The organism is Herbaspirillum sp. AP02 (assembly GCF_015767275.1).
Classification (GTDB): Bacteria; Pseudomonadota; Gammaproteobacteria; order Burkholderiales; family Burkholderiaceae_D; genus Herbaspirillum.
Genome location: NZ_JADWMY010000010.1, coordinates 60,154 through 86,405 on the forward strand (window position 1 = coordinate 60,154; position 26,252 = coordinate 86,405).

At 64.1% G+C, this 26,252-nt stretch carries 21 protein-coding genes; 4 read left to right on the forward strand and 17 right to left on the reverse strand.

All coding sequences use genetic code 11. The annotated features are described in order from the left end of the window. Positions 1-64: 64 nt before the first annotated feature. The 15 genes from folC to I5R65_RS18955 form a co-directional block, all read right to left on the reverse strand. Entirely contained in the window at positions 65-1,387 is a 1,323-nt protein-coding gene (gene folC / locus I5R65_RS18885; RefSeq protein ID WP_180670347.1) for a bifunctional tetrahydrofolate synthase/dihydrofolate synthase, read from the reverse strand. A 117-nt stretch (positions 1,388-1,504) separates the two neighbouring features. Further along, on the reverse strand, positions 1,505-2,374 hold the full coding sequence (gene accD / locus I5R65_RS18890; protein WP_077236336.1) for an acetyl-CoA carboxylase, carboxyltransferase subunit beta: 870 nt from the start codon (positions 2,372-2,374) through the stop codon (positions 1,505-1,507). Positions 2,375-2,557: 183 nt separating this feature from the next. Continuing rightward, positions 2,558-3,355: a tryptophan synthase subunit alpha gene (gene trpA, locus I5R65_RS18895; protein WP_180670349.1), complete on the reverse strand. Its 798-nt coding sequence runs from the start codon at positions 3,353-3,355 to the stop codon at positions 2,558-2,560. A 72-nt stretch (positions 3,356-3,427) separates the two neighbouring features. Continuing rightward, complete coding sequence (trpB, locus tag I5R65_RS18900) at positions 3,428-4,687, reverse strand: tryptophan synthase subunit beta (RefSeq protein ID WP_180670351.1); 1,260 nt, start codon at positions 4,685-4,687, stop codon at positions 3,428-3,430. Between the two features lie 42 nt (positions 4,688-4,729). After that, positions 4,730-5,398 (reverse strand): phosphoribosylanthranilate isomerase, encoded by a 669-nt coding sequence (locus I5R65_RS18905; protein ID WP_180670353.1) that lies wholly within the window; start codon positions 5,396-5,398, stop codon positions 4,730-4,732. A gap of 54 nt (positions 5,399-5,452) precedes the next feature. Next, positions 5,453-6,352, reverse strand: coding sequence for a tRNA pseudouridine(38-40) synthase TruA (locus I5R65_RS18910; RefSeq protein ID WP_180670355.1), 900 nt, complete (start codon positions 6,350-6,352; stop codon positions 5,453-5,455). A 125-nt stretch (positions 6,353-6,477) separates the two neighbouring features. After that, positions 6,478-9,237 (reverse strand): FimV/HubP family polar landmark protein, encoded by a 2,760-nt coding sequence (locus tag I5R65_RS18915; RefSeq protein ID WP_180670357.1) that lies wholly within the window; start codon positions 9,235-9,237, stop codon positions 6,478-6,480. 442 nt (positions 9,238-9,679) lie between these two features. Further along, complete coding sequence (gene asd / locus I5R65_RS18920; protein WP_180670359.1) at positions 9,680-10,792, reverse strand: aspartate-semialdehyde dehydrogenase; 1,113 nt, start codon at positions 10,790-10,792, stop codon at positions 9,680-9,682. A gap of 122 nt (positions 10,793-10,914) precedes the next feature. After that, complete coding sequence (leuB, locus tag I5R65_RS18925; protein ID WP_180670361.1) at positions 10,915-11,985, reverse strand: 3-isopropylmalate dehydrogenase; 1,071 nt, start codon at positions 11,983-11,985, stop codon at positions 10,915-10,917. A gap of 91 nt (positions 11,986-12,076) precedes the next feature. After that, positions 12,077-12,724 carry a 3-isopropylmalate dehydratase small subunit gene (leuD, locus tag I5R65_RS18930; RefSeq protein ID WP_180670363.1) on the reverse strand — a complete coding sequence of 216 codons (648 nt, stop codon included), beginning with the start codon at positions 12,722-12,724 and terminating at the stop codon, positions 12,077-12,079. Between the two features lie 99 nt (positions 12,725-12,823). Then, positions 12,824-14,224 (reverse strand): 3-isopropylmalate dehydratase large subunit, encoded by a 1,401-nt coding sequence (gene leuC, locus I5R65_RS18935; RefSeq protein WP_180670365.1) that lies wholly within the window; start codon positions 14,222-14,224, stop codon positions 12,824-12,826. Between the two features lie 237 nt (positions 14,225-14,461). Further along, entirely contained in the window at positions 14,462-15,283 is an 822-nt protein-coding gene (locus I5R65_RS18940) for a M48 family metallopeptidase (protein WP_180670367.1), read from the reverse strand. A gap of 169 nt (positions 15,284-15,452) precedes the next feature. Beyond that, the gene (aroC, locus tag I5R65_RS18945; protein ID WP_180670369.1) at positions 15,453-16,541 is read right to left on the reverse strand and encodes a chorismate synthase; all 1,089 of its coding nucleotides are present in this window, start codon (positions 16,539-16,541) and stop codon (positions 15,453-15,455) included. An 88-nt stretch (positions 16,542-16,629) separates the two neighbouring features. Beyond that, on the reverse strand, positions 16,630-18,519 hold the full coding sequence (locus I5R65_RS18950) for an MFS transporter (protein WP_180670371.1): 1,890 nt from the start codon (positions 18,517-18,519) through the stop codon (positions 16,630-16,632). A 175-nt stretch (positions 18,520-18,694) separates the two neighbouring features. Next, positions 18,695-19,156, reverse strand: a complete 462-nt coding sequence (locus tag I5R65_RS18955) for a CBS domain-containing protein (protein WP_006462727.1) — start codon at positions 19,154-19,156, stop codon at positions 18,695-18,697. 276 nt (positions 19,157-19,432) lie between these two features. Between I5R65_RS18955 and I5R65_RS18960 the strand changes: the two genes are divergently transcribed. Continuing rightward, the gene (locus I5R65_RS18960) at positions 19,433-19,753 is read left to right on the forward strand and encodes a DUF962 domain-containing protein (RefSeq protein ID WP_006462728.1); all 321 of its coding nucleotides are present in this window, start codon (positions 19,433-19,435) and stop codon (positions 19,751-19,753) included. A 4-nt stretch (positions 19,754-19,757) separates the two neighbouring features. Here I5R65_RS18960 and I5R65_RS18965 read toward each other — a convergent pair whose 3' ends face one another. Then, complete coding sequence (locus I5R65_RS18965; RefSeq protein ID WP_180670373.1) at positions 19,758-21,110, reverse strand: YihY family inner membrane protein; 1,353 nt, start codon at positions 21,108-21,110, stop codon at positions 19,758-19,760. Between the two features lie 280 nt (positions 21,111-21,390). On the opposite strand from I5R65_RS18965, the gene wrbA reads away from it, so the two are divergent. From wrbA to I5R65_RS18980, 3 genes are all read left to right on the forward strand, one after another. After that, on the forward strand, positions 21,391-22,029 hold the full coding sequence (gene wrbA / locus I5R65_RS18970) for an NAD(P)H:quinone oxidoreductase (RefSeq protein ID WP_180670559.1): 639 nt from the start codon (positions 21,391-21,393) through the stop codon (positions 22,027-22,029). Then, the gene (locus tag I5R65_RS18975) at positions 22,026-22,418 is read left to right on the forward strand and encodes a DUF2069 domain-containing protein (RefSeq protein WP_180670377.1); all 393 of its coding nucleotides are present in this window, start codon (positions 22,026-22,028) and stop codon (positions 22,416-22,418) included. The genes wrbA and I5R65_RS18975 overlap by 4 nt, the downstream gene beginning before the upstream one ends. Positions 22,419-22,484: 66 nt before the next feature. After that, positions 22,485-23,906, forward strand: coding sequence for an FAD-binding oxidoreductase (locus I5R65_RS18980; protein WP_180670379.1), 1,422 nt, complete (start codon positions 22,485-22,487; stop codon positions 23,904-23,906). A 199-nt stretch (positions 23,907-24,105) separates the two neighbouring features. Here the strand turns inward: I5R65_RS18980 and I5R65_RS18985 are convergent, their stop codons facing one another. Further along, complete coding sequence (locus I5R65_RS18985; protein ID WP_180670381.1) at positions 24,106-26,193, reverse strand: bifunctional diguanylate cyclase/phosphodiesterase; 2,088 nt, start codon at positions 26,191-26,193, stop codon at positions 24,106-24,108. Positions 26,194-26,252 lie beyond the last annotated feature (59 nt).

Here is a 26,252-nt window from a genome sequence, read left to right on the forward strand (position 1 = left end):
CCTGGCCCATCAAAGGCCTGGCATCGTCGGGCGTGGCGTCCGGCTCCGGAAATCGGGTCCGGGATCAGTGCAGACCGGGGCGGCGCGCCTGCATGACGCCGGCCACGGTGAGGAAGGACCCGAAAACCACAATTCTATCATTCTCCCCTGCTCTGCTTAATGCATTTGCATAGGCGTCGGCCGGCGAAGTGAAGGTTTCGATGCTGCGCGCCGCGTCGCGCCTGAATTCCGGTGCCACGCCCACCCCCAGCAGGGTGTCCTTGAGCTGTTGCGCGGTGGCCGCACGAGGCAACGGCAGGTCGGTCACGCACCAGTGGTCGATCTTGTCCTTCAGATGACCGATGACGCCTTCGATGTCCTTGTCCAGCATGGAACCGAACACCGCATAGGTGTAGGGATGAAAGCCCATGTTGTCCAGGTTCTGCGCCAGCGTGGCGGCCGCATGCGGGTTGTGCGCCACGTCCAGGATCACCAGCGGCTGGCCCGGCAAGACCTGGAAGCGCCCCGGCAATTCCACCGTGGCCAGTCCCGTGCGCACTTCCTGCGCACCCACCGGCAAGATCTCGCGCAAGGCCTCCAGCGCAGCCAGGGCGGCCGAGGCGTTGAGCAATTGGTTGGCGCCACGCAGGCTGGGATAGGCCAGCGAATTGCGACGCATGCCGCGTCCGCCGTAGGCCCACTGCTGCTTGTCGCCCTGGTAGTTGAAGTCGCGCCCCATCAGCCACAGATCGGCGCCGATCTTCTCGGCGTGATCGATCAGCGACTTGGGCGGCAGCGGATCACCGCACACGGCGACCTTGCCGGGGCGGAAGATACCGGCCTTCTCGAAGCCGATTTCTTCCCGGGTCTCGCCCAGGTATTCGGTATGGTCGATGTCGATGCTGGTGACGATGGACACATCGGCATCGATCACGTTGACCGCATCCAGCCGGCCACCCAGGCCGACTTCCAGGATCACCACGTCCTGTTTGGCGTCGGCCAGCAGCTTCATGATGGCCAGGGTGGTGAATTCGAAATAGGTCAGGGAAATGTCACCACGTTGCGCCTCCACCGCCTCGAAGGCCGCAATCAGTTGCGCATCGCTGGCCATGTCGCCGCTGATGCGGGCGCGTTCGTTGAAATGCAGGAAGTGCGGCTTCATGTACAGGCCCACGCGATAGCCGGCGCGCAGCAGGATCGATTCCAGCATGGCGCAGGTGGAGCCCTTGCCGTTGGTACCGGCCACCATGATGACCGGGCAGTCGAACTGGATGTCCAGCTTCTGCTTGACCTGCATGACGCGCTCCAGGCCCATGTCGATCTGCTTGAAGTGGCGTTGTTCCAGCAGGGCCAGCCATTCGCTCAAGGTGGCGGGGGTGGCAGGGCTCGGGGAAGCTTGGGAAGTCATGGCGCGTCTCGGTCGGTAGTGCAACAGCTCGAAATACGGAAAACGGAAAGTAAAAGGCGAAAAAACAAGGCCCGGATTTGCACTTCTGCAAATCCGGGCCTGAAGTATATCCGCTTATCAGGAAACCGTTTCGGCGGCCTGGTTTTGCAGCAGGGCCAGCAGACGGGCGATTTCCTCACGCATCTTGCGGCGGTCGACGATCATGTCGATGGCGCCCTTGGTGACCAGGAATTCGGCACGCTGGAAGCCTTCCGGCAGCTTTTCGCGCACCGTGTTCTCGATCACGCGGGGGCCGGCAAAGCCGATCAGGGCCTTGGGTTCGGCCATCACCACGTCGCCCATGAAGGCGAAGGAGGCCGAGACACCGCCCATGGTCGGGTCGGTCAGCACGCTGATGAAGGGCAGCTTCTTTTCCGACAGCTTGGTCAGCATGGACGTGGTCTTGGCCATCTGCATCAGCGACAGCAGGCCTTCCTGCATGCGGGCACCGCCGGTGGCGGTGATGCAGATGAAGGGGACCTTCTGTTCCAGCGCCGCCTGGGCGCCGCGGGCGAAGCGCTCACCCACCACCGAGCCCATGGAACCGCCCATGAATTCGAATTCGAAGCAGGCCACCACGACCGGCAGGGTCATGATGGCACCGCCCATGACCACCATGGCATCAGTTTCGCCGGTGGATTCCATGGCGTCCTTGAGACGATCCGGGTACTTCTTGCTGTCCTTGAACTTCAGGGTGTCGACCGGCAGGGCTTCCTGGCCGATCTCATAGCGGCCGCCTTCGTCGAGCAGGGCATCGAGACGAGCGCGGGCGCGGATGCGCATGTGGTGGCTGCATTTGGGGCAGACGTGGAGGTTGGACTCCAGGTCGGTACGGTACAGCACGGCCTCGCAGGAGGGGCATTTGACCCACAAACCTTCCGGGATGGCCTTGCGGCTGGTGGAGCCGCGTTGAATCTGGGGTGGCAGTAACTTCTCGAGCCAGCTCATAGATACCTCATAGATTTTTCCGGTGGCGCGCATTGTACCAGAGCCGACCGGGGCGGGAGGTAAAGCACGGTCATGCTTTCCATCTGGCAAGAATGGCACTGCGGCCAGCTTGCGCCTGATCAAAAAAGAAAGCCTCCGGGGTGCGTCGGAGGCTTTCGATCCTGTTACCCGTGCCGGCCAGGCTCAGGCATCGAGCGCCTGGCGGATGCCGGTGACGAAGGTCTGCACTGCCTCGCAGGCGCGCTCCGGCGGGGTGTTTTCCAGTTCGGCGATGATGCGGCTGCCGATCACCACGGCATCGGCCGTGCTGCCCACGGTGCGGGCGGTGGCACCATCGCGGATGCCGAAGCCCACGGCAATGGGCAGCTTCACGTGCTGGCGGATGGCGGCGATGCGCTCGGCCACTTCGGCGGTATCGATATGGCCGGCGCCGGTCACGCCCTTGAGGGAGACGTAATAGCAGAAACCACTGCTCACGGCCGCCACCTGGCGGATGCGCTCTTCCGACGAGGTCGGGGCCAGCAGGAAGATCGGGTCCATGCCATTGGCCTGCATCTTCTGGGCGAATTCTTCACATTCCTCGGGCGGATAGTCCACCACGATGGTGCCGTCCACGCCCGCCTCGCTGGCAGCGGCGATGAAGGCATCCACGCCGAAGCGTTCGATGGGGTTGGCATAGCCCATCAATACGATGGGGGTATGGGTATTGGTCTTGCGGAATTCGCGCACATAGCCCAGCACGTCATGGGTGCTGATGCCGAACTTCAGGGCCCGCTCGCAGGCGCGCTGGATCACCGGGCCTTCGGCCATGGGGTCGGAGAACGGCACGCCCAGCTCGAGGATGTCGACGCCGCCGGCCACCAGCGCGTGCAGCAGCGGCACGGTCAGCTCGGGGGCCGGGTCGCCGGCGGTGATGAAGGTGATCAGGGCCTTGCGCTTCTGCTCGGCCAGTTGGGAAAAGGTAGTCTGGATTCTGGACATGATGGTGAAGTATTTTGTCGAACCAGCCGGCCACCCGTCGGGTAGCCGGCACGCGTCAGGCAGGGTCGGCGATCAGCCCTGGCGCTGTTGCACGGTATGCATGTCCTTGTCCCCACGGCCGGACAGGTTGACCAGCACGATCTGGTCCCGGGGCAGGGTCGCCGCCAGCTTGGCCGCATGGGCCAGGGCATGGCTGGACTCCAGCGCCGGGATGATGCCTTCGATGCGGCAGCAGGTGTTGAAGGCCTGCAGTGCCTCTTCGTCAGTGATGCAGGCATAGCTGGCGCGGCCGCTGTCCTTGAGCCATGCGTGTTCCGGCCCCACGCCCGGATAATCCAGGCCGGCCGAGACCGAGTGGGTCTCGATGATCTGGCCGTTGGCATCCTGCAGCAGGTAGGTCCGGTTGCCGTGCAGCACACCGGGCGAGCCCAGGGTCAGCGAGGCCGAATGGCGACCGGTATCAAGCCCGTCGCCGGCGGCTTCCACCCCGACCAGCTTCACATCGGCATAGTCGATATAGGGATAGAAGATGCCCATGGCGTTGGAACCGCCACCGACGGCCGCCACCACGTAGTCCGGCTGGCGTGAGGCAATTTCCGGCATCTGCTGGATGCACTCGTTGCCGATCACCGACTGGAAGTCGCGCACCATCATCGGGTAGGGGTGCGGACCGGCCACGGTGCCGATGATGTAGAAGGTGCTCTCGACATTGGTGACCCAGTCGCGCATGGCTTCGTTGAGCGCATCCTTCAAGGTCTTGGAGCCGGATTCCACCGGCACCACCTTGGCGCCCAGGAGGTTCATGCGATACACGTTCTGCAGCTGGCGCTTCACGTCTTCCGCGCCCATGTAGACGATGCATTCCATGCCGAAGCGCGCACAGATGGTGGCCGTGGCCACGCCGTGCTGGCCGGCGCCGGTCTCGGCGATGATGCGCTTCTTGCCCATGCGCTTGGCCAGCAATGCCTGGCCGATCACGTTGTTGATCTTGTGGGCGCCGGTGTGGTTGAGGTCTTCGCGCTTGAAGTAGATCTGCGCGCCGCCGGCCTGCTCGGACCAGCGCTTGGCGTGGTACACGGGGCTGGGGCGGCCGACGAAATGCTTCAGTTCCGTGTGGAATTCGGCGAGGAACTGTTCATCGTGCTGGTAACGGGCATAGGCCTCGCGCAGCTCGTTCAGGGCCAGGGTCAGGGTTTCGGAAACGAAGCTACCGCCGTAGGGGCCGAAGTGGCCACGGGCGTCCGGCAGGTTGTAGTGGGCCGTCTGGTGCAGGGCCGCAACGGGAACGGCCTGACGCTCGGCAAAGCTGCCGAGAGGGTTCAATTCTTTCATGGGTTTCCTCTGAATCTCGTACTGCGTACTGTATGGGGAGTGCTACGCCGGGGTAGCGTCCGCCAGACGGACGGCGCTGATGAAGGCCTCGATCCTGGCGGCATCCTTGATGCCCTTGGCGGCCTCGACACCACTGCTGATATCGACCGCGTAGGGACGAACGCGGGTCACCGCCTCAGTGACGTTGTGTACGCTCAAGCCACCACTCAAAACGGCCCGAGGCGCGAGTTCTTTTGGAATGAGAGACCAATCGAAAACCTTTCCACTGCCGCCGTACTCCTCGACCAGGGTGTCGAGCAGCAGTCCGGTGAAAAACGGACTGGCGGAGCGATATGCCTGTTCATATTCTAACAAATCCGAGGGCTGCGTCGAACTTCCTATTCTGGCCGCGCGCATGAAGGGTCTGACAACGGCACGGGCGATCGCGGCGCAGTGCTCGGGCGTTTCGTCGCCGTGGAACTGCAATATCGTCAGGGGCGCCTCGGCCAGGACCTGCTGCACTTCCTCCAGGGTCGGGTTGACGAACAGGCCGACGATGCTTACCAGCGGCGGCACCGCCCGCGCCAGTTCGCCGGCACGTTGCGGCGTGACATAGCGCGGGCTCCTGGGATAGAACACCAGGCCCAGCGCATCGGCGCCAGCGGCCACGGTGGCGCGGACATCCTCTTCGCGGGTCAGTCCACAGATCTTGATACGGGTACGCAAGCTCATCGGTATTGCCTTTTTGCAAGAATTTCAGGGGCGGGCGTGGCCGCCCATAGCGCTCTACAGCCAGGGCCAGGAGCGGTTCTCCTGCGGCAGTGCCCAGGCATCCGGATAGTCTACCCGCGCCAGGTAGAGGCCGTCCGGCATGAAGGTCGGGGCGGCCCGGCTGCGGTCGCGCAGGGCCAGCACCTGCCCTATCCACTCCGGCCCCTGCTTGCCGCTGCCGACCACGATCAGCGAGCCGACGATGTTGCGCACCATGTGATGCAGGAAGGCATTGGCCTTGAGCGTGAGGACGATCATGTCGCCATGGCGGCGCACGGCGATGCTCTCCATCTTGCGCACCGGCGACTTGGCCTGGCACTCCACGGCCCGGAAGCTGGTGAAATCGTGCTCACCAATCAGGTGCTGGGCCGCGCGGTGCATGCGGTCGGCGTCCAGCGGCCGGAAGGTCCAGCCGGCCTTGCCGGCCATCAGCGGCGAACGGACCGCATGGTTGTACAGCACGTAGTGATAGGTGCGTGCGATGGCCGAAAAACGTGCATGAAAGCCGAATTGCGCCAGCTGCGAAGCGTCCTGGCGTTGCTCGCCATGCAGCTCGGCGACCGGGGCCGCGCCAGCAATGGCCGCATCATCCACGTACGGCAGCTCGCAGGCCCAGCGCACCGCAATCGTCGGTGGCAGGAAGGCATTGGTGCCGCGTACCCAGGAAAAGCTGTCGCGGGCGATGGCGGTGTCGAAATGGACCACCTGCTCCAGCGCATGCACGCCGGAATCGGTGCGGCCGGCGCAAGTGGTGGCAATGGGCCGGGTGCTGAAGCGCAGCAGGGCCGCTTCCAGCTGATCCTGCACCGTCTGGCGGTGCGGCTGGGTCTGCCAGCCCTGCCAGCAGGCGCCGTCGTATTGCACGCCCAGTACCACGCGGCGCAGGCCGTCGGTTTGGGGGGAAATGTCTGTCATGGTGGTCACTGCAGGCCGCTTCACCTGCGCTGTTCACGGAGGTTTGCGGCACGATGAAAACAAACGGGCAGCTCATGCGAGCTGCCCGCGAGATGAAGCTATTGTAATCGCTGCGGCCGTGGGCTTCAGCCCAGGGCGGCCATCATTTGCTTGGCCCGTGCGATCTGGGCATCGCTGCCGCCGCGCATGACTTCTTCCAGCAATTCGCGGGCGCCTTCCTTGTCGCCGATTTCCTCATAGGCGGCGGCCAGGTCGAGCTTGGTAGTCATCTCGGCCTCGAAGGCGGACTCTTCATCCTCCTCCAGCAGGTTGGTGGCCGATGGCGCGGCAGCGCTCTCCTCCGGCAGGCTCAGGTCGAGATCGGCCAGGCTGGTGGCGGGCGTCTCATCGAGGCTATCCAGCAGCATCGATGCCGACGTGGCGCCGCTCGACGCCGGCAGGATGGGCTCGTTGGCGTCGGGCTTGGCACCGTTCTCCAGGTCCAGGTCGAAATCGATGTCCTTGCCCAGGTCCATCGCGGCCCCTGCCGGCGGCGTCGGTTCGGACGGCAGTTCGGCACCCTTGAAATCGCTGAGGTCGAACTCCATGCCCTGCTCTTCCTCGGCCGCGAGGGTAGGTTCCGCTTCAGGCGGAACGCCACCGTACAGCGGGTTGGCGGGGTCCACTTCCAGGCCCAGCGCCGCTGCCTTGACCCAGGTTTCATTGAGACCACCGCTCAGTTGATGCAGGTCGAGGGCGACCTTGTTGAAGTTCGCCACGTCGCCGCGCTTGGCATAGATTTCCAGCAGCTTGGCGTGCAGCGCCTGGCGCCCAGGCTGGGTCTGCAGTGCCAGCTTGAGAATGTCCTCGGCCTGCTCATCGCGGCCATAGGCGATATACGTGTCGGCTTCGGAGATCGGATCGACCGGTTCTTCCGGAACCACAGCAGCGGCCGGCGCGGCTTCCTCGGCCACGGGCTCGACTACCGGCGCGGGCGCCGGGGCCTCGGGTTCGGCTTCAGCCTCAGCGGCGACTACCGCCGCTGCTGCCGCCACTGCAGGCGCAGGCGGGGCAGGCTCGGGTTCGCTGGCAGGCTCGACGGCACCTTCCTCGGACTTCTTCTTGCGGCGACGCATGGCCAGCACACCACCACCGGCGGCCAACAGCGCCACCAGCACGCCGGCGCCGATCAGGAAGGCGGGATTTTCCTTCACCTTGTCGATGAAGCTGCCACCGTTCTTGTCTGCCGGCTTGGCGCTGGCAGCCGGTGGCGTGGTCGACGCAGCAACTGCCGGTGCCGGTGTTGGCGCAGGTGTCGCGGGCGCATCGGCCGGCTTGTCCTCGGCCTTGGGTGCGGCCGCATCGGCCGCTGGGGTCGCTGCGGGAGCGGCGGCCGGCTTGCCGGCTTCGCCGTCCTTCTGCGGTTGCGCACTCAGTTCGGCGATGGTCTTGTTCTTCAGCTCCAGCAATTTCTGGAGGTTGTCGACGTTCTTTTCCAGGTCCTTGACGCGGTCATTGGCTTCGGCCAGTGCGCGCTCGCTGGCGGCCTTGTCTTCGGCGGCGGCACCAGCGCTGCCGGTCTTGCCGCTGCCCTTGTTGGCACGGGACAGCTCCAGACGGTCACGCGCTGACTGGGTGCCGGAACGCTCTTCCACTCGCGTGCTGATCTTGCCACCGCCACTCTGACGGCTGGTGCCGGGCTTGGCAGCCGGTGCGTTGGCGACCTGGCCGGCCAGCTTGTTGCGGTAGGCGTTGAAGTCCTGCGCCTGCGCCACCACCATGCCGCGTGCTTCATCGCGGTCGACCGCGGCGGCAGTAGGCTGGTCGGGAATGCTCAATATCCTGCCGGCGCGCAGGCGGTTGATGTTGTTGCCCTGGAAGGCGCCCGGATTGGCGCGATACAGGGCAATGAGCATCTGGTCCAGCGAGACATTGGCCGGCTGGTTGCGGGCGGCGATCGCGCCCAGGGTATCGCCCTGCTTGACGCGGTAGTCGGCGCTCTTGCCAGGGGTGGCAGCAGCCGGAGCTGCCGGATTTGCCGCCGCCGGCTGTGCCACCGTCCCCGTGGCGCTTTGCGTCGCTGCCCGGGAGGCGGCAAGCGCATCCGGGCTGGCCGAGGCCGGCGTATCGGCAGGTGCCGCCTGCTGGCGGCGGATCAGTTCCTCGGCCAGGGCCGACGGCGCCGGGCGCTGGACAATGGTGGTAGCAGGCTCTTCGCCACTGACCGGAATCGGGGCGCTGGCAGCAGGCGCCACTGCGGTTGCGGCAGCCTGCGCTGGGGCAGGAGTGGGTGCCGGTGCAGCTGCGGGAGTCGATGCGGCCTGCGCAGCGGTCGGTGCAGAATCGGAAGCCTGGGCAGCAGGGGTAGCGGGTGTGGCCGCAGCACTCGCTGCCGCCGTCTCGCCGGAAGCGGGCGAACCGGTCGTGGCGCCGGCATTGCCCGGCGTCAGCGGTGCCACCTGGGCGTTGCGCGGCGCCTTGCTGTCAGGCGGGTCCAGCAGGAAGGTATATTCACGCAGCAGGCGGGAGTCGCCTGCGCTCAATTCCATCAACAGGTCGACAAACGGATCGCTGACCGGCTGGGATGAGCTGATGCGGATGAAGTGGCGCCCCTGGCGCTGTTCGACCACGAAGGACAGCGAGCCCAGTACCGGGTTGTAGTCCATGTTGGCGCGGCGGAAAGCCTCGGCCGGCGCCAGGCGGGCCGACAGCTTGCCGGCCTCGTCGGCGCTCACGGAAGTGACCTCGATCTCGGCGCGCAAGGGCTGGCCCAGCGAGGACAGCACGGTGAGCTTGCCCAGTCCGGCGGCCTGCGCGCCCAGTGGCAAGGCCAGGGCCAGCGCGACGGCGGCGCTCAGGGTCTTCATCTGGGACAGGGGAAGCTTCTTGTTAGTATTCAGAGGCATGTTTTATATGGCTTAGAGAAACGTTCCGCTTGAAACCCGTCACGCTCGCGTTCAACCCGGTGGAAGCCGTGAATGGGGCATGTGCTGCGCAGCCTTGCAGTAGGCCGTCGCTGCTCCTGTCCCTGTAGCCCTTGCTGTCTTGAAAGCATTCTTTTGCAGCTCAGGGAACGGAAATGCAGATCCATTTCATCAAAATCCAGCAGGCGCCCGGCGACGGCGCTGCCATGTTGGTTTTCATGAAATGAATGGGCTTTTCAAATTAACATCAAGAACTTACACCCGCAAGTGTACTTAACTTCTCAAGATGAGAAAAACCCGCCAGCTTCTCCCTGGGGAAAAGCTGGCGGGCTATTGTTGCAGACTGACAACGGGATAGGCAAGCCCTATTCGCATTGCAGCAACGCACGGCTGTTGCTGGCCGGCTATTTTCCCGGCCGCCGCATTACTCCAGGTTGCCCAGGATGATGCGCAGCATGCGGCGCAGCGGTTCGGCCGCGCCCCACAGCAACTGGTCGCCGATGACGAAGGCGGAGATGTATTCCGGACCCTGGTTCAGCTTGCGCACGCGGCCCACGCCGATTTCCAGGCCGCCGGTGATGGCCGCCGGGGTCAGTTCCTTGACGGTGACCGGGCGCTCGTTCGGGACCCACTTCACCCACGGATTGCCGGCGCGGATGATGGACTCGATCTCGGCCAGGGGCAGGTCGCGTTTCAACTTGATGGTCAGCGCCAGGCTGTGGCAACGCATGGCACCGATACGCACGCACAGGCCGTCGACCGGGATGATCTTCTCGTTGCCGAGGATCTTGTTGACTTCGGCCTGGCCCTTCCACTCTTCCTTGGACTGACCGTTTTCCAGCTGGGCGTCGATCCAGGGGATCAGGCCACCGGCCAGCGGTGCGCCGAAGAACTCGGTGGGCACGTCTTCACGGATGGTCTTGGCAACCTTGCGGTCGATGTCCAGGATGGCCGAGGACGGCGTGGCCAGTTCTTCGGCCACGGCGGCGTTGATGACGCCCATGCCCTTCAACAGTTCGCGCATGTGGTTGGCGCCGCCACCGGAGGCTGCCTGGTAGGTCATGGAGCTGACCCATTCGACCAGGCCTTCCTTGAACAGGCCACCCACGCCCATCAACAGGATGGAGTTGGTGCAGTTGCCACCGATGTAGTTCTTCACGCCCTTGGCCAGCGCGTCCTTGATGACGTTGCTGTTGACCGGGTCCAGCACGATCACGGCGTCATCCTTCATGCGCAGCGAGGAGGCGGCGTCGATCCAGTAGCCGTCCCAGCCGGCTGCACGCAGCTTGGGGAAGATCTCGTTGGTGTAGTCGCCACCCTGTGCGGTAATGATGATGTCGCATTTCTTCAGCTCATCGATGCTGTTGGCGTCTTTCAGCGTCGTTGCCGTTTTGGCGAACGACGGCGCTTTGCCGCCCGCATTCGAAGTCGAGAAAAATACCGGTTCGATGTGATCGAAATCACCCTCGTCCTGCATGCGTTGCATCAGGACCGAACCCACCATTCCACGCCAGCCAACCAAACCAACCAGTTTCATCATCTTTCCCTATTTAGTACATCCATGGTGAACAACTCAGATTGAACACATATGCGCCGGACCATCCGGCATTTCAGGCGCCCCGCCCTGCCCGGCTTGTGCGGACGGACGAGGCACTGAGCTTACGCGAGGGCCTTGACCACGGCCTCGCCCATCTGCTGGGTGTTGACCTTGGTGCAGCCTTCTTCATAAATATCGGCGGTGCGCAGACCTTGCGCAAGCACTTTCTTCACGGCGTTCTCGATGCGATCGGCCTGTTCGGCACGGTTCAAGGAGAAACGCAGCATCATCGCCGCCGACAGGATGGTCGCCAGCGGATTGGCGATACCACGGCCGGCGATGTCCGGCGCCGAGCCGTGCGAAGGCTCGTATAGGCCCTTGTTGTTGGCATCCAGCGAAGCCGAGGGCAGCATGCCGATGGAACCGGTCAGCATGGCGGCGGCATCGGAGAGGATGTCGCCGAACATGTTGCCGGTGACGATGACGTCAAAGTTCTTCGGTGCCTTCACCAGTTGCATCGCGGCGTTGTCCACGTACATGTGCGACAGCTCCACGTCCGGGTATTCCTTGCCCACTTCGGTGACGACGTCTTTCCAGAACTGGAAGGTTTCCAGCACGTTGGCCTTGTCCACGCTGCACAGGCGCTTGCCGCGCTTGGCCGCGGCCTGGAAGGCGACGTGGGCGATACGGCGGATTTCCGGTTCCGAATAGCGCATGGTATCAAATCCTTCACGTGCCCCCTTGAAAGGACCGTCCGGCGCTTCGCGCATGCCGCGTGGCTGGCCGAAATAGATGTCGCCGTTCAGTTCGCGCACGATCAGGATGTCCAGGTTGGCCACCAGCTCGGGCTTCAACGACGAAGCACCGGTCAGTTCCGGATAGCAGATCGCGGGACGAAAGTTGGCGAACAGCTGCAGGTGCTTGCGCAGGCCCAGGATGGCCTGCTCCGGGCGCAGCGCGCGTTCCAGCTTGTCGTACTTCCAGTCACCGACTGCGCCGAAGAGGATGGCGTCGGCTTCCTTGGCCAGCTTCAGGGTGCCATCCGGCAGCGGGTGGCCGTGGGCCTCGTAGCCGGCACCGCCGACCGGGGCCGATTCCATCTCGAACTTCTCGTCCAGTGCATTGAGCACGCGCACGGCTTCATCGACGATTTCAGGACCGATGCCGTCGCCCGGCAGGATAGCAATCTTCATGGCTTCTCTTTCTCAGTTATGCAGCGAATTCGGGTTATCAATGACAAGGGCGGTCATCTGACCGCCCTTTGCTGTTGTTTCAACGATCCTGTCAGATCGTGTTGCTCAGCCAGGGCTGTTCGTGCAGGTGTTTCTCTTCGTAGGCACGAATGGTGTCGGCTTTGCGTAGGGTCAGGCCAATATCGTCGAAACCGTTGAGCAGGCAATACTTGCGGAACTCGCTGATATCGAACGGGAAGGCCTGGCTGCCATTGGTGGTGCTGACGACCTGCTTTTCCAGGTCGATGACCAGGCGGTAACCCGGGAAGGCCTTGACTTCATTGAACAGGTGATCGACCTGTTGCTCGGTCAGGACGATGGGCAGCAGACCGTTCTTGTAGCAGTTGTTGAAGAAGATGTCGGCGAAGCTGGGCGCGATCACCGCGCGAAAGCCGAACTGGTCCAGCGCCCACGGCGCGTGCTCGCGCGAGGAACCGCAGCCGAAGTTCTTGCGCGAGAGCAGGATCGAAGTGCCCTGATAGCGCTCCTGATTGAGCACGAAGTCCGGGTTCAGCGGGCGCTTGCTGTTGTCCATGCCCGGTTCGCCATGATCCAGGTAACGCCATTCGTCGAACAGGTTGGGGCCGAAGCCGCTGCGCTTGATCGATTTCAGGAACTGCTTGGGGATGATCGCATCGGTATCGACGTTGGCGCGATCCAGCGGCGCCACCAGTCCTTCGTGCAGGATAAATTTATTCATGGTCTTGACCTTGGGTCGGACGGGCGAGCCAGCCGCACCGTCCTTCCTGATTTCTGTTCAAAAACTGACGCTACGGGCCACACGGCCCGTCTCCGGCGCTTACAGCGAGCGCACATCCACGAAGTGACCGGCGATGCCGGCCGCTGCGGCCATGGCCGGGCTCACCAGATGGGTACGGCCTCCGGCGCCCTGGCGACCTTCGAAGTTGCGGTTCGAGGTCGAGGCGCAGCGTTCGCCCGGTTCCAGGCGGTCGGCGTTCATGGCCAGGCACATGGAGCAACCCGGTTCGCGCCATTCGAAACCGGCGTCGCGGAAGATCTTGTCCAGGCCTTCGCGCTCGGCCTGTTCCTTGACCAGGCCGGAGCCCGGCACCACCATCGCCAGCTTGACGTTGGAGGCGCGGAACTTGCCACGCACCACCTTGGCGGCTTCGCGCAGGTCTTCAATGCGGGAATTGGTACAGGAACCGATGAAGACCTTGTCGATGCGGATATCCTCGATCGGGGTGTTGGGCTTCAGGGCCATGTAGGCCAGCGCCTTTTCCATGCCGTCGCGCTTGGTCGCATCCTTTTCCTTGTCCGGATCGGGAACGCGGGCGTCGACCGCCACCACCATCTCGGGCGAGGTGCCCCAGGTGACTTGCGGCTTGATGTCGGCGGCATTGAGCGTGACGACCATGTCGAACTTGGCGCCCGGGTCGGAATGCAGGCCGCGCCAGTAGCTGACAGCGCGCTCCCAGTGCGGACCAGAGGGCGAGAACGGACGACCCTTGAGGTAATTCATCGTGGTGTCGTCGAAGGCCACCATGCCGGCGCGGGCGCCGGCTTCGATGGCCATGTTGCAGACCGTCATGCGGCCTTCCATGGACAGCGAACGGATGGTCGAACCGGCGAATTCGATGGCATAGCCGGTACCGCCTGCGGTACCGATCTTGCCGATGATGGCCAGCACGATGTCCTTGGCGGTCACGCCGGCCGGCAGCGCACCGTCGACCTGCACCAGCATGGACTTGGACTTGCGCGCCAGCAGCGTCTGCGTGGCCAGCACGTGTTCCACTTCGGAGGTGCCGATGCCATGGGCCAGCGCGGCGAAGGCGCCATGGGTGGAGGTGTGCGAGTCACCGCAGACCACCGTCATGCCCGGCAGCGTGGCACCCTGCTCGGGGCCGATCACGTGCACGATGCCCTGGCGCTTGTCGTTCATGCCGAAGTAGGTCAGGCTGTATTGCTTGGCGTTGTCGTCCAGCGTCTCCACCTGCAGGCGCGAGATGGGATCGGCGATGCCGTGGGCGCGGTCGGTGGTGGGGACGTTGTGGTCCGCCACCATCAGGTTGGCCGAATTGCGCCAGGGTTGGCGACCGGCTAGCTTGAGGCCTTCGAAGGCTTGCGGGCTGGTCACTTCGTGGAGCAGGTGGCGGTCGATATACAGGATGGCGGTACCGTCATCTTCCGTATGAACGACGTGCGACTCCCAGAGTTTGTCGTAAAGCGTCTTGAGCATGTTGCAGTCCGGCGAAAACTGAAAAAGGGGTGCTGATCGGGAAAAATAGCTTTTGATTATGCCATAAAGCGACAGGTCTGACCTCCCCGCCGTGTTTTCCGCCGCGTCGCCACAACAGGCAATAATGCTGCAAAGCAGCAGAAAAAGCGCAGAAGTTGCGGCACACATGAAAAATCCGGCATTTCCCCATCCCGCCGGGGCCATGCCGGATTTCGATACCGCAGGCGGCGCCGACGCTCAGCGCTTGCGCGTCTGCTGGTAGAGCGGATCGACGCGCTGCGCGTAGACCGTCAGATCGGCGATGCGCTCGCTGCTGGAGGGGTGGGTGGACATGAACTTCATCGGCTCTTCGCCCCCCAGGCTGGCCATCTTCTGCCACAGCGTGACCGCCGCCTTGGGATCGTAACCGCCCCGCGCCGCCAGCTCCACGCCGATGCGATCGGCCTCGGTCTCGTTGGCGCGCGAGTTGGGCAAGCCCATCAGGCCCATGTAGAGATACTGGCCGCCCTGCTTGCCCACGTCGCCCAGCCCCAGCAGGGCCGCGCCAATGGAAATGGCCGAATTGGCCACTACCTGCTGCGAGGCGCGCTCGCGGGCATGCTCGCGCAGGGCATGGGCGATCTCGTGCCCCATCACGGCAGCCAGTTCATCGTCGGTGATCTTGAGCTTGTCGATCAGGCCGGTATAGACCGCGATCTTGCCCCCGGGCATGCACCAGGCATTGGTTTCGTCCGAGCTCAGGACATTGACTTCCCAGTTCCACTTCAGCGCATCGGGGCGGAACACCCCGGTCTGCGGGATCAGGCGATTGGCAATGGCGCGCACCCGCTGCACCTGCGCGGCGTTGCGGTTGAGCAGGCCCTTTCCCTTGGCCTCGGCCAGTACCTGCGCATATTCCTTGCTGGATGCCGCTTCCATCTCGGCCGAGGACACCAGCATCTGCTGCTTGCGCTCGATGCCGACGGTACCGCCCTGGGTGGTCTGGACTGTCTCGCAAGCCACCAGGCCCACCAGGGCTGCGGCCAGCAGACTGTTCTTGATGATAGGTTTGAGTTTCATTCCCGCCTCCATTGAATAATTGATCTGATTCCGGGTCAGCCGGCCGGGAGGCATGCCGCCACCCGCCAGCCATGAGCGGCTTCGACCCGACCGGCCGCAAATTGTTTCAGGCAGGAAAAAGCCGGCGACCGCTTGCGCGATGGCCGGCTTGCGCTCGGTCCTGCCCGGTTCAGCGCAGCGCCGGTGTATCGACCTTCACATCACCGCACTGGGCGCGGTTGCGCAAGGCGTGGTCCATCAGCACCAGCGCCAGCATGGCTTCGGCGATGGGGGTGGCGCGGATGCCCACGCAGGGGTCATGGCGACCGAAGGTTTCCACCGCAATCGGCTGGCCGTTCTTGTCGATGGACGGGCGCGGCGTGCGGATGCTGGAGGTGGGCTTGATGGCAATCGAGGCCGTGATGTCCTGGCCGGTCGAAATACCGCCCAGGATGCCGCCGGCGTTGTTGCCGACGAAGCCTTCCGGCGTGAGCGCGTCGCCGTGCTCGGAACCCTTCTGCACCACCGAACGGAAGCCGGCGCCGATTTCCACGCCCTTGACGGCGTTGATCCCCATCAGGGCAAAAGCAATCTCGGCATCCAGCTTGTCATACAGCGGCTCACCCAGGCCGACCGGCACGTTCTGCGCCACCACGTCGATGCGCGCACCGATGGAGTCGCCGTCCTTGCGCAGGGCATCCATGTAGTCTTCCAGGCGCCCGATGATGCTGGCGTTGGCGGCGAAGAAGGGATTGTGGGGCACATGCTCCCAGGATTCGAAGGGGATCGCGATTTCGCCCAGCTGGCTCATGCAGCCCTTGAAGGTGGTGCCGTACTTCTCGAACAACCACTTCTTGGCGATGGCCGCCGCCCCCACCACCGGCGCGGTCAGGCGCGCCGAGGAACGGCCACCGCCGCGGGGATCGCGAATGCCGTACTTGTGCCAGTAGGTGTAGTCGGCATGGCCGGGACGGAAGGTATCGAGGATATTGCCGTAGTCCTTGCTGCGCTGGTCCTGGTTGCGGATCAACAGCGCAATGGGCGTACCGGTGGTCTTGCCTTCATAGACGCCGGAGAGGATCTCGACGGTATCGGGCTCCTGGCGCTGGGTCACGTGGCGCGAGGTGCCGGGACGGCGACGATCCAGTTCCGGCTGGATATCGGCTTCCGACAGCGTCATGCCCGGCGGGCAGCCATCGATCACGCAGCCGATGGCCGGGCCGTGGGATTCGCCGAAGGTGGTGACGGTGAAGAGCGTGCCGAAGGTATTGCCGGACATGATGGGATTCGCGCAAAAGGGGAGAAAGACGCGATTTTACCAGCCCCGGGCGCCGCCGACGAGCCACGGCGCCCTCCCCGTCTGGCGACTACTTCCAGTCGCCGCGCAAGGCCTGCACCTTTTCCTGCAGCAGCTCGGGGCTGACCTGCTCGGCCGCGATAGGCTCGCCGACCACCAGTTCCAGCCGCGAGAACAGCCCGCGCCGGAAGGTGCGCGTGACCGGATTGCTGGGATCGCGCGAGAACAGGCTGCCCCACAGGCCGCGCAAGGCCAGTGGCACCACCGGCACCGGGCTGCGGTCGATGATCTTCTGCACGCCGCCCCGGAAGGGGTTGAGCTCGCCATCACGCGTCAGTTTTCCCTCCGGGAAGATGCACACCAGTTCACCTTCGTGCAAGGCCTGGGCGATGTCGACGAAGGCCTTCTCGGTCAGCCAGGGATCGGCCTTGACCGGCGCAATCGGGATCGCCCGCACATTGCGGAACAACCAGGCCATCACCGGTATCCGGAAGATCTGGTAATCCATCACGAAGCGCACCGGGCGGGGGCTGGCCGCCATGATGGCAATGGCATCGACATAGCTCACATGGTTGCACACCAGCACCGCCGCGCCCTGGTCGGGAATGGCCTGGCCATTGACGATGCGCACCCGGTAGAAGGTATGGATCAGCAGCCAGGCCAGGAAGCGGATCAGGAACTCCGGCACCAGCGAGAAGATGTAGACCGCCACCACGCCGTTCATGATGGCCGTGGCCAGGAAGATCTGCGGAATCGTCATCCCCGACTTCAGCATGACCATGGCCACCAGCGCCGACACCACCATGAACAGCGAATTCATGATGTTCATCCCGGCGATGGTGCGCGAGACGTGGGCCGGATCGCAGCGGGTCTGGATCAGCGCAAACAGCGGCACGATGTAGAGCCCGCCAAACAGGCCGATCCCCAGGCAATCACCGAGGATGCGCCAGCTGCCGCCATGCGCCAGGAAACCGCCCAGGTCCAGCATCGCCGCCGGCGTCAAATAGGCCTGGCTGGCAAAGTACAGCTCCAGCCCGAAGACCGACAGGCCGATGGAGCCGAACGGCACCAGCCCGATTTCCACCTTGTGGCCCGACAGGCGCTCGCACAGCAGCGAACCCACGCCGATGCCCACCGAGAACACCGCCAGCAGCAGCACGAAGACACTATGGTCGCCATGCAGGTAGTTCTTCGCATAGACAGGGAATTGCGCCAGCATGATGGCGCCATAGAACCAGAACCAGGAATTGCCCAGCAGCGACAGGAACACCGGCCGGTTGCGGCGCGAGAAACCGAGGTTGCGCACCGTTTCCGTGAAGGGATTCCAGTTCACCCTCAGCTCCGGCGCCGGTGCCGGCGAGAGCGGAATGCGCAGGCTGGCCAGCCAGCCCAGCACGGCGATGCCGATGGTCACGCCGGCCACCATCTGCAAGCCCCAGGGCTTGTGCACCACCAGCACCGCGCCCAGGATTTCACCCAGCAGGATGCCGACGAAGGTCCCCATCTCGATCAGCCCATTGCCGCCGATCAGCTCCTCCCGCTTCAGCTGCTGTGGCAGGTAGGCGTACTTGACCGGCCCGAACAGGGTGGAATGGATGCCCATGCCGACCACGGCCGCAATCAGTAGCCACAGGTGGTGCGTCATCCAGCCATAGGCGGCGATACCCATGATGACGATTTCCAGCAGCTTCACGAAACGCGCCACGCGGCCCTTTTCCAGCTTGTCCGCCAACTGGCCGGAGGTGGCCGAGAACAGGAAGAACGGCAGGATGAACAAGCCCGGAATCAGGTTGTTGAGCAAACCCGGATCCATCTCGGTCCAGGACAGGGCGTCATAGGTGAGGATGGTCAGCAGTGCGGTCTTGAAGACATTGTCATTGAGCGCGCCCAGGAACTGGGTCCAGAAGAAGGGAGCGAAACGCCGTTGGGAAAAAAGCGCGAACTGGCTGTTCTTTTGCATGGGCAATCAGGTCAGGGGAAACGGAATGCGCAGCCTACGCAGGCCGGGCCGAAATGACAACAACCTCAATGGACAATAAAAAACCGCTCCAGCAGGAACGGTCATGACCAGGCCGCCTGCGATGGCAGGCGGTGCCGGCGAATGCAGCAACAAATACCGCGCCGAACGGCAGCGCTCAGGCGTTGCCTTCGCGCTCTTCTTCCTCGGCCGGCCAGTCGCGGATGTAGGCCTTGAGCATCTTGTTCTCGAAACCTTGCGCATCCAGCACCGCCTTGGCCACGTCGTAGAAGGACATCACGCCCAGCACGGTGCGCGCTTCCATCACCGGCACGTAGCGTGCATGCTTTTCCAGCATGATGCGGCGTACTTCGTTGAGGTCGGTATCAGGGGTGACCGTGATGGGTGCGTCGTTCATGTGCTTGCGCACAGTCGAGCCACCCAGGGCACCGCCGTTCTTGTGCAGCGTCAGCAGCACTTCGCGGAAAGTCAGCATGCCGACCAGATCGCCATATTCCATGACCACCAGCGAACCGATGTCTTTCTCTGCCATCGCGGCGACCGCCTCCTGAATCGGGGTGTCCGGCGTGACGGTAAAGAGAATGTTGCCTTTGACCTTGAGGATTTCAGAGACTTTCATGATGTCGTCCTAGTTGTATGAAGCTGTTTTGACTGTAGGCGATGCTGCCCGGAAAATCCAATTCATGGGGGCAACAGCATAACTGATCCTGGATGCCGCCGCTGGCGGGGCCGCGATGCATGCACATGGTACGGTCAAGCGCGCCCTTTGGGCAACCGGGAATCGCGCTGCTATGCAGTATTACCAGCGATCATGTGAAGCTTGCTTCAGCACAAGGTTTGCATATGCACGCCGCGCTGACTAAGCTGGAAAAGTCAGGACCTTCTGGAGAAGCCCATGGCCGCTACCCTGCCCGACCGTCACTACGCCAGCTTCAGCGAGTTCTATCCGACCTATCTCAGCGAGCACGCGCACCGGGTCAACCGGCAGTTGCACTTCCTGGGGTCGACGCTGGCGCTGCTGAGCCTGTTGCTGCTGCTCATCACCCACCAGTGGTGGTGGCTGGCGGTGGCCCTGTTCTGCGGTTACGGCTTTGCCTGGGTCGGCCATTTCATGGTGGAGAAGAACCAGCCCGCCACTTTCCGCCATCCCCTGTATTCCTTCATGGGTGACTGGGTCATGTACTGGCAGATGCTGACCGGGCAGGTCTCGTTCTGAGCCCTCAGCGCTCCCACATGCGGCGCCGCTCATCGAGCGGCACGGCGGCATAGGGCATGGCAGCCACGGTGCTCTGCGCCTGCGGGTCCGCGCTGGTAACGCCTGCGGGGCTGCAGTAGTCATCCAGCGATTGGCCGAGCACGCCGTCGATGGCGTCTTCCACCCGCCTCACCAGAGCCTCCTCGTCACCGGCCTGCACCAGCACGGCCGGATCGAACACGAACAGCCGATACACCTGCGCCAGCCGGATCGTGCTGGGGTTGGCCACCAGCGTCCAGCGGTCCATGTCATCTGTGATGCGGCGATTCCAACCGGTGCGGCGACTGGTCTCCGGCTTGACCGAGGCCACCCAGCCTTCTTCACTCATCCGGCTCAGCAACTGCTGCAATTCGCCCAGCCCCAGCCGGGTGGCGCGACGCACCTCATCCATGCTCACCACCGCCGACTCCACGCCCACGCGGGCGGCATGGAGGAATTTCAGGACCTTCACCGCATCGATGAACTCCGCCCCCGGCGAGGCCACATGCCACCAGCGCTCGTAGCGCACCACCGGCAGCGCCGCCGTCAGCAGCGCGCCGAACAGGGTGATCATCCACATCATGTAGATCCACACCAGGAAGATCGGCAGCACCGCCACCGTGCCATAGACCATGGTGTAGGTCGGGAACTGCATGATGTAGACCGCAAACAGGCGCTTGGCGATTTCGAGGCCGACACCGGCCAGCAGGCCGCCGGCCAGGGCGTCGCGCCAGTCCACGGTCTGGTTGGGTACGGTGCTGTAGAGCAGCGTATAGGCCAGCGTCGAAAACATCAGCGAAACCAGCGTATAGAAGCTCGCGCCCAGCCACGGCAGGCTCTTGACCGCACCGCCGGTGGCACTGGAGAGATAGGAGGTCACGCTGATGGACACCCCGATCAGCAGCGGCCCCAGGGTGATGATGGCCCAGTACACCAGCACCCGCTGCACCAGCGGCCGCGACTTCTTGACCCGCCAGATCTGGTTGAACACGCTCTCGATGGTGGACATGGTCAGCACCGAGGTCAGGATCAGCACCACCCCGCCCACCGCCGAGATGCGCGCCGACTTGGCCGCGAACTGGTTCAGGTAGCCCAGGATGGTATTGGCCACCCCCTTGGGCATGAGGTTCTCGACGAAATAGGCTTCCAGCGAAGCACGGAAGGTCGAGAACAGCGGGAAGGCCGTAAACAGCGCCAGCGCGATGGTCAGCACCGGCACCAGCGAGAGGATGGTGGTAAACGTCAGGCTGCCGGCCACCTGGGGCAGGCGATCCTCGCGCAGTCGCCGGCCGGCGAAGCGCAACAGATCGCTCAACTGTTCTCGGGACAGACCACGCATACGGGAAAAGGGAAAACGCAAAGAGGGCATCGGTTCGACTTCATGGGGTGACGGCAAGCAACAGCGCCGCACCCGGGTTCTTTCCCGCCGCCAGGCGGCAGGATGACAAGTTTGGCGATTATCGCCCAAGCCGCTGGCAAAATCCCGCAAAAATCGAAACCGCATCCCAAAGTTGCAGTTATGACCTCAATGATGTGCAGCAAAAGGCAGCAGTCGAGGAGATTTCTCTCTTTTTCCCTCACGCTGGCAGCAAAAAAACGGAAATATAATAAGTCACATGATGACCAGCTCCTCCCCCTCTTCCGTGAACGCTCCTTCCAACGCCACCATCCTGGTGCTCTACTATTCGCGCCATGGCGCCACCCGCAAGCTGGCCGAACTGATCGCCCAGGGCGTGGAAAGTGTCCCCGGCTGCGATGCCCGCCTGCGCACCGTGCCGGCGGTCTCCACGGTCACCGAGGCGGTGGAGCCGGACGTGCCGAGTTCCGGTGCGCCCTATGTGGAAGCGGCCGACCTGGCGCAGTGCGACGGCCTGGCCCTGGGCTCGCCCACGCGCTTCGGCAACATGGCCGCGGCCATGAAGTATTTCTGGGACGGCACCTCGCCGCAGTGGCTCTCCGGCACCCTGACCGGCAAGCCGGCCTGCGTGTTCACCTCCACCGGCAGCCTGCATGGCGGCCAGGAGTCGACCCTGCTGACCATGATGATTCCCTTGCTGCATCATGGCATGCTGTTGCTGGGCCTGCCCTATGCGCATCCCGAACTGATGAATACCCACAGCGGCGGCAGCCCCTACGGCGCCAGTCACTGGGCGGGCGTCAACGGCAACCAGCCGCTGTCGGACGACTCGCGTACCCTGGCCATCGCGCTGGGCAAACGGCTGGCAGAGACTGCACTAAAACTACGGAGACCATCATGAACAGCAGCGCGCGCTATTTCCACCTGGGGGCCAGTTCCAGCCTGGTCGTCCTGATCCTGCTCTGCGTGGCGTGGGAACTGTCGCTGGCGCCGCTGCGCCCGGGCGGCTCGTGGATGGTGCTCAAGGTGGTACCGCTGTTGCTGCCCCTGCGCGGCATCCTCAAGCGCGATGTCTATACCCTGCAATGGTCGTCCATGCTGATCCTGGTCTACCTGGCCGAAGGCCTGGTACGCGCCACCAGCGACGCCAACCACACCTCGGTCTGGCTGGCCTGGGGCGAGGTAGCGCTGACCACGGTCTATTTCGTCTGCGCACTGGCCTATTTGCATCCCTTCAAGAAGGCCGCCAAGGAAATCGCCCGCCAGGCCATCCACAAGGCCTCGCGCTGATCTTTGCCAGCGCAATCTCCTGATTCGATACCACGCGTCGCCCCCCGGCGGCGCGCACCTGTTGCCATGACCGACGCCACCACCACTGAATTCCTCGACGCCTGCCGCGCCGCCATCGGCGCCGCCCACGTCCTCACCGACGCCGCCGACACGGCTGGCTACCTGACCGACCAGCGCGGCCGCTACACCGGCCGCGCCCTGGCCGTGCTGCGTCCGGCCGATACCGGCGAGGTGGCGGCCCTCGTCAAGCTGTGCGCGCACTACGCGGTGCCACTGGTACCGCAGGGCGGTAACACCGGCCTGGTACTGGGCAGCGTGCCGGACCAGCAGGGCAATGCGGTGCTGCTGTCGCTGCGGCGGCTCAACCGCATCCGCGCCGTCGACCCGATCAACAATACGATGACCGTGGAAGCCGGCTGCGTGCTGCAGCACCTGCAGGAGCAGGCCACCGCCGTGGGGCGCCTGTTCCCGCTGTCGCTGGCGGCCGAGGGCAGTTGCACCATCGGCGGCAACCTCTCCACCAATGCCGGCGGCACCGGCGTGCTGCGCTATGGCAATACCCGCGAGCTGTGCCTGGGCCTGGAAGTGGTCACCGCCGAGGGCGAGGTGATGAGCAGCCTGAAGGGCTTGCGCAAGGACAATACCGGTTACGACCTGCGCGACCTGTTCATCGGTGCCGAGGGTACGCTGGGCGTCATCACCGCCGCCGTGGTCAAGCTCTTCCCGCAACCGCTGGCCCAGGTGACGGCACTGGTGGCGCTGGACACCCCGGCCCAGGCCCTGCAACTGCTGCAACTGGCGCAGTCGCGCTGTGCTTCTGCATTGACCGGCTTCGAACTGATGTCGGACTTCTGCCTGCAGCTGGTCTGCAAGCACTTCCCCGAGCAGCGTCTGCCCTTTGCCCAGCGGCATGCGCAATATGTCCTGCTGGAACTGTCGGACAGCGAATCGGAAGAGCACGCCCGCGCCCTCTTCGAAAGCGTCATCGGCGAGGCCCTGGAACAGGCCCTGGCCAACGATGCCGTGATCGCCGCCTCGCTGGCGCAGTCGCGGGCGCTGTGGCAATTGCGTGAAAGCATCTCGATGGCGCAGGCGCACGAGGGCAAGAACATCAAGCACGACATCTCGGTGCCGATCTCGCGCATCGCCGACTTCATCGCCACCACCGACGTGCTGGTGCAGCAGGCCGCGCCGGACTGCCGCATGGTGACCTTCGGCCACCTGGGCGATGGCAACCTGCACTACAACGTCTCGCCACCGGTGGGCGTGGCCGATAGCGCATTCCTCGGCCAGCAGTCGGCCATCAACCTGGTGGTGCATGACAGCGTGGACCGCTTCGGCGGCTCGATCTCGGCCGAACACGGACTGGGCGCGCTCAAGCGCGAGGAAATCCTGCGCTACAAGTCGCCGGTGGAATTGCGGCTCATGCGTGCCATCAAGCAGGCGCTGGACCCGCAGCAACTGATGAACCCGGGCAAGGTGCTATAGCCGCGCGGGAAGCCAAACAAAAAGGGACGGACGCCATCACGAGCCGTCCGCCCCAACCTCCCCCTCAGGAGCCTGCCTGAAACCCTTGCCGGAGCAAGGTTTCTCTATGTAGTCATCTTTGCATCTCGCGCTGCCGGGCAATCCGAGGAATAGCGAGCAATGCCACGGCCAATTTCCCGGATCAGACGGAGCAGACCAATCAGGCCGCGCTCTTGTGCTGCTCTCGCATGGTCTGCAGGAACAGGTCGGGCGCCATCGGCCGCCCCCTGAGATAGCCCTGCAGCGCGTCGCAGCCCACCGAGGCGAGGAATTGCTGCTGCCGCTCGGTCTCCACGCCTTCGGCCACGATGCGCAGGTTCAGCGTGCGTCCCAGGGCCACGATGGCCGAGACGATGGCCGCATCCTCGGTGCCGTCGCTGAGATCACGCACGAAACCGCGGTCGATCTTCAATTCATTGGCCGGCAGGCGCTTGAGGTACAACAGGCTGGAATAGCCGGTCCCGAAGTCGTCGATGGAAATCTCCACCCCCAGGTCGGCAATCTTCTGCAGGGTCAGCAGGCTGGCCTCGGTATCGTGCATGGCGGTCGATTCGGTGACTTCCAGCGTCAGGCTCTGCGGCGGCAGCTGATGGCGTTCCAGCGCGCCGCGCACCACGTCCAGCAGATGCGGATCGGCAAATTGCACTGCCGACAGGTTCACGGCGATCTTCCAGTCGGCATAGCCCAGGGTCAGCCACTCATGCATCTGGCGACAGGCCTCGTCCAGCACCCAGGCACCGATGGGGATGATCAGCCCGGAGCGTTCGGCCAGGCCGATGAATTCATCCGGGCCGACCAGGCCACGTTCGGGATGCTGCCAGCGCAGCAGCGCCTCGGCGCCCAGCACCGGGCCATCGGGCAGGCTGAACTTGGGCTGGTAGACCAGCCGGAACTGCTTGCGCTCCAGCGCCACCCGCAGGTCCTGCAGCCACTGCAGCTGATGGTGGGCATTGGCATTCATCGAGGGTTCGAAGAAATTGTAGCCGTTGCGACCGGCGCGCTTGGTGTGATACATCGCGGCATCGGCATTGATGACCAGGTCGTGGCGGGTATTGCCGTCTTCCGGATAGATGGCGATGCCAATGCTGGCCGAGACCCGCAACTCATGCTCGCCCACGCAGAACGGCTGGTTGACCGCCTCCACCAGCTTCTCGGCCACCGGCATGGCATCGTCGGGCAGCGTCAGGTCGACCAGGATCACGAACTCATCCCCACCCAGGCGCGCCACCGTATCGTGGGCGCGGGTAGTGGCCGTCAGGCGGCGCGCCACTTCCACCAGCAGGCGGTCGCCCACATGGTGGCCCAGCGAATCGTTGATGGTCTTGAAACCGTCCAGGTCCATGAACATCAGCGCGAAATGACCATGGCTGCGGGCCGCCTTGTTGATCGCCTGGGTCAGGCGGTCTTCCAGCAGGGTGCGGTTGGGCAGCTTGGTGAGGTGGTCGTGCAGCACCATCTGGGTCAGCTCTTCATTGGCCTCGGCCAGTGAACGGGCCAGCTTGGCGGTGCGCGACTCCAGTCGTGCATCCAGCACCGAGGTCAGCAAGGCAATCGTCAGCACCGCCAGGGTGACCACGATGATCAGGATTGCCAGCCAGCCGATGCCCACCCCTTCGCGGGCCGACATACAGACCGAGCCGCTGGGGAAACTGGCCGCCGCCATGCCGGTGTAGTGCATGCCGACGATGGCCACGCCCATCACCACCGAAGCACCGGCGCGCGCGGCCTTCACATGCGGGGTATTCTTGCGCAGGCTGAAGGCGATCCATAGCGCAGCAGCCGAGGCCGCCACGGCGATGCACACCGACACCACGAACAGCGCCACGTCATAATCGATGCCCGGCTGCATGCGCATGGCGGCCATGCCGGTATAGTGCATGCCGGCGATACCCGCCCCCATCAGCAGCGCACTGCCGAACAGGCGCCGCAGTGGCAGGACCGGAAGGGTGACGATCCACAGCGCAAAACCGGAGGTGGCGATGGCGATCAACAGCGATACCGCCGTGATCCAGGCGTCATAGCCCAGAGCGATCGGCAGGCGGAAGGCCAGCATGCCGATGAAATGCATGGACCAGATCCCCACCCCCATGGCGATGGCGCCGCCGGTCAGCCAGAAGCGGGCCACCCGCGGATGCTGGTGGCTGGCGGTATTGATACGCTCGGCCATGTCCAGCGCCGTATAGGAGGCGAGGATGGCAACCAGCAGTGAGACGACAACCAGCAACTTGTCGTAGGTGGCGATGAGCATGGTGAACGGTACGGCGTATCAGGACAGGAACAGGACGAAAATCGCGGAGGGCAACCGGA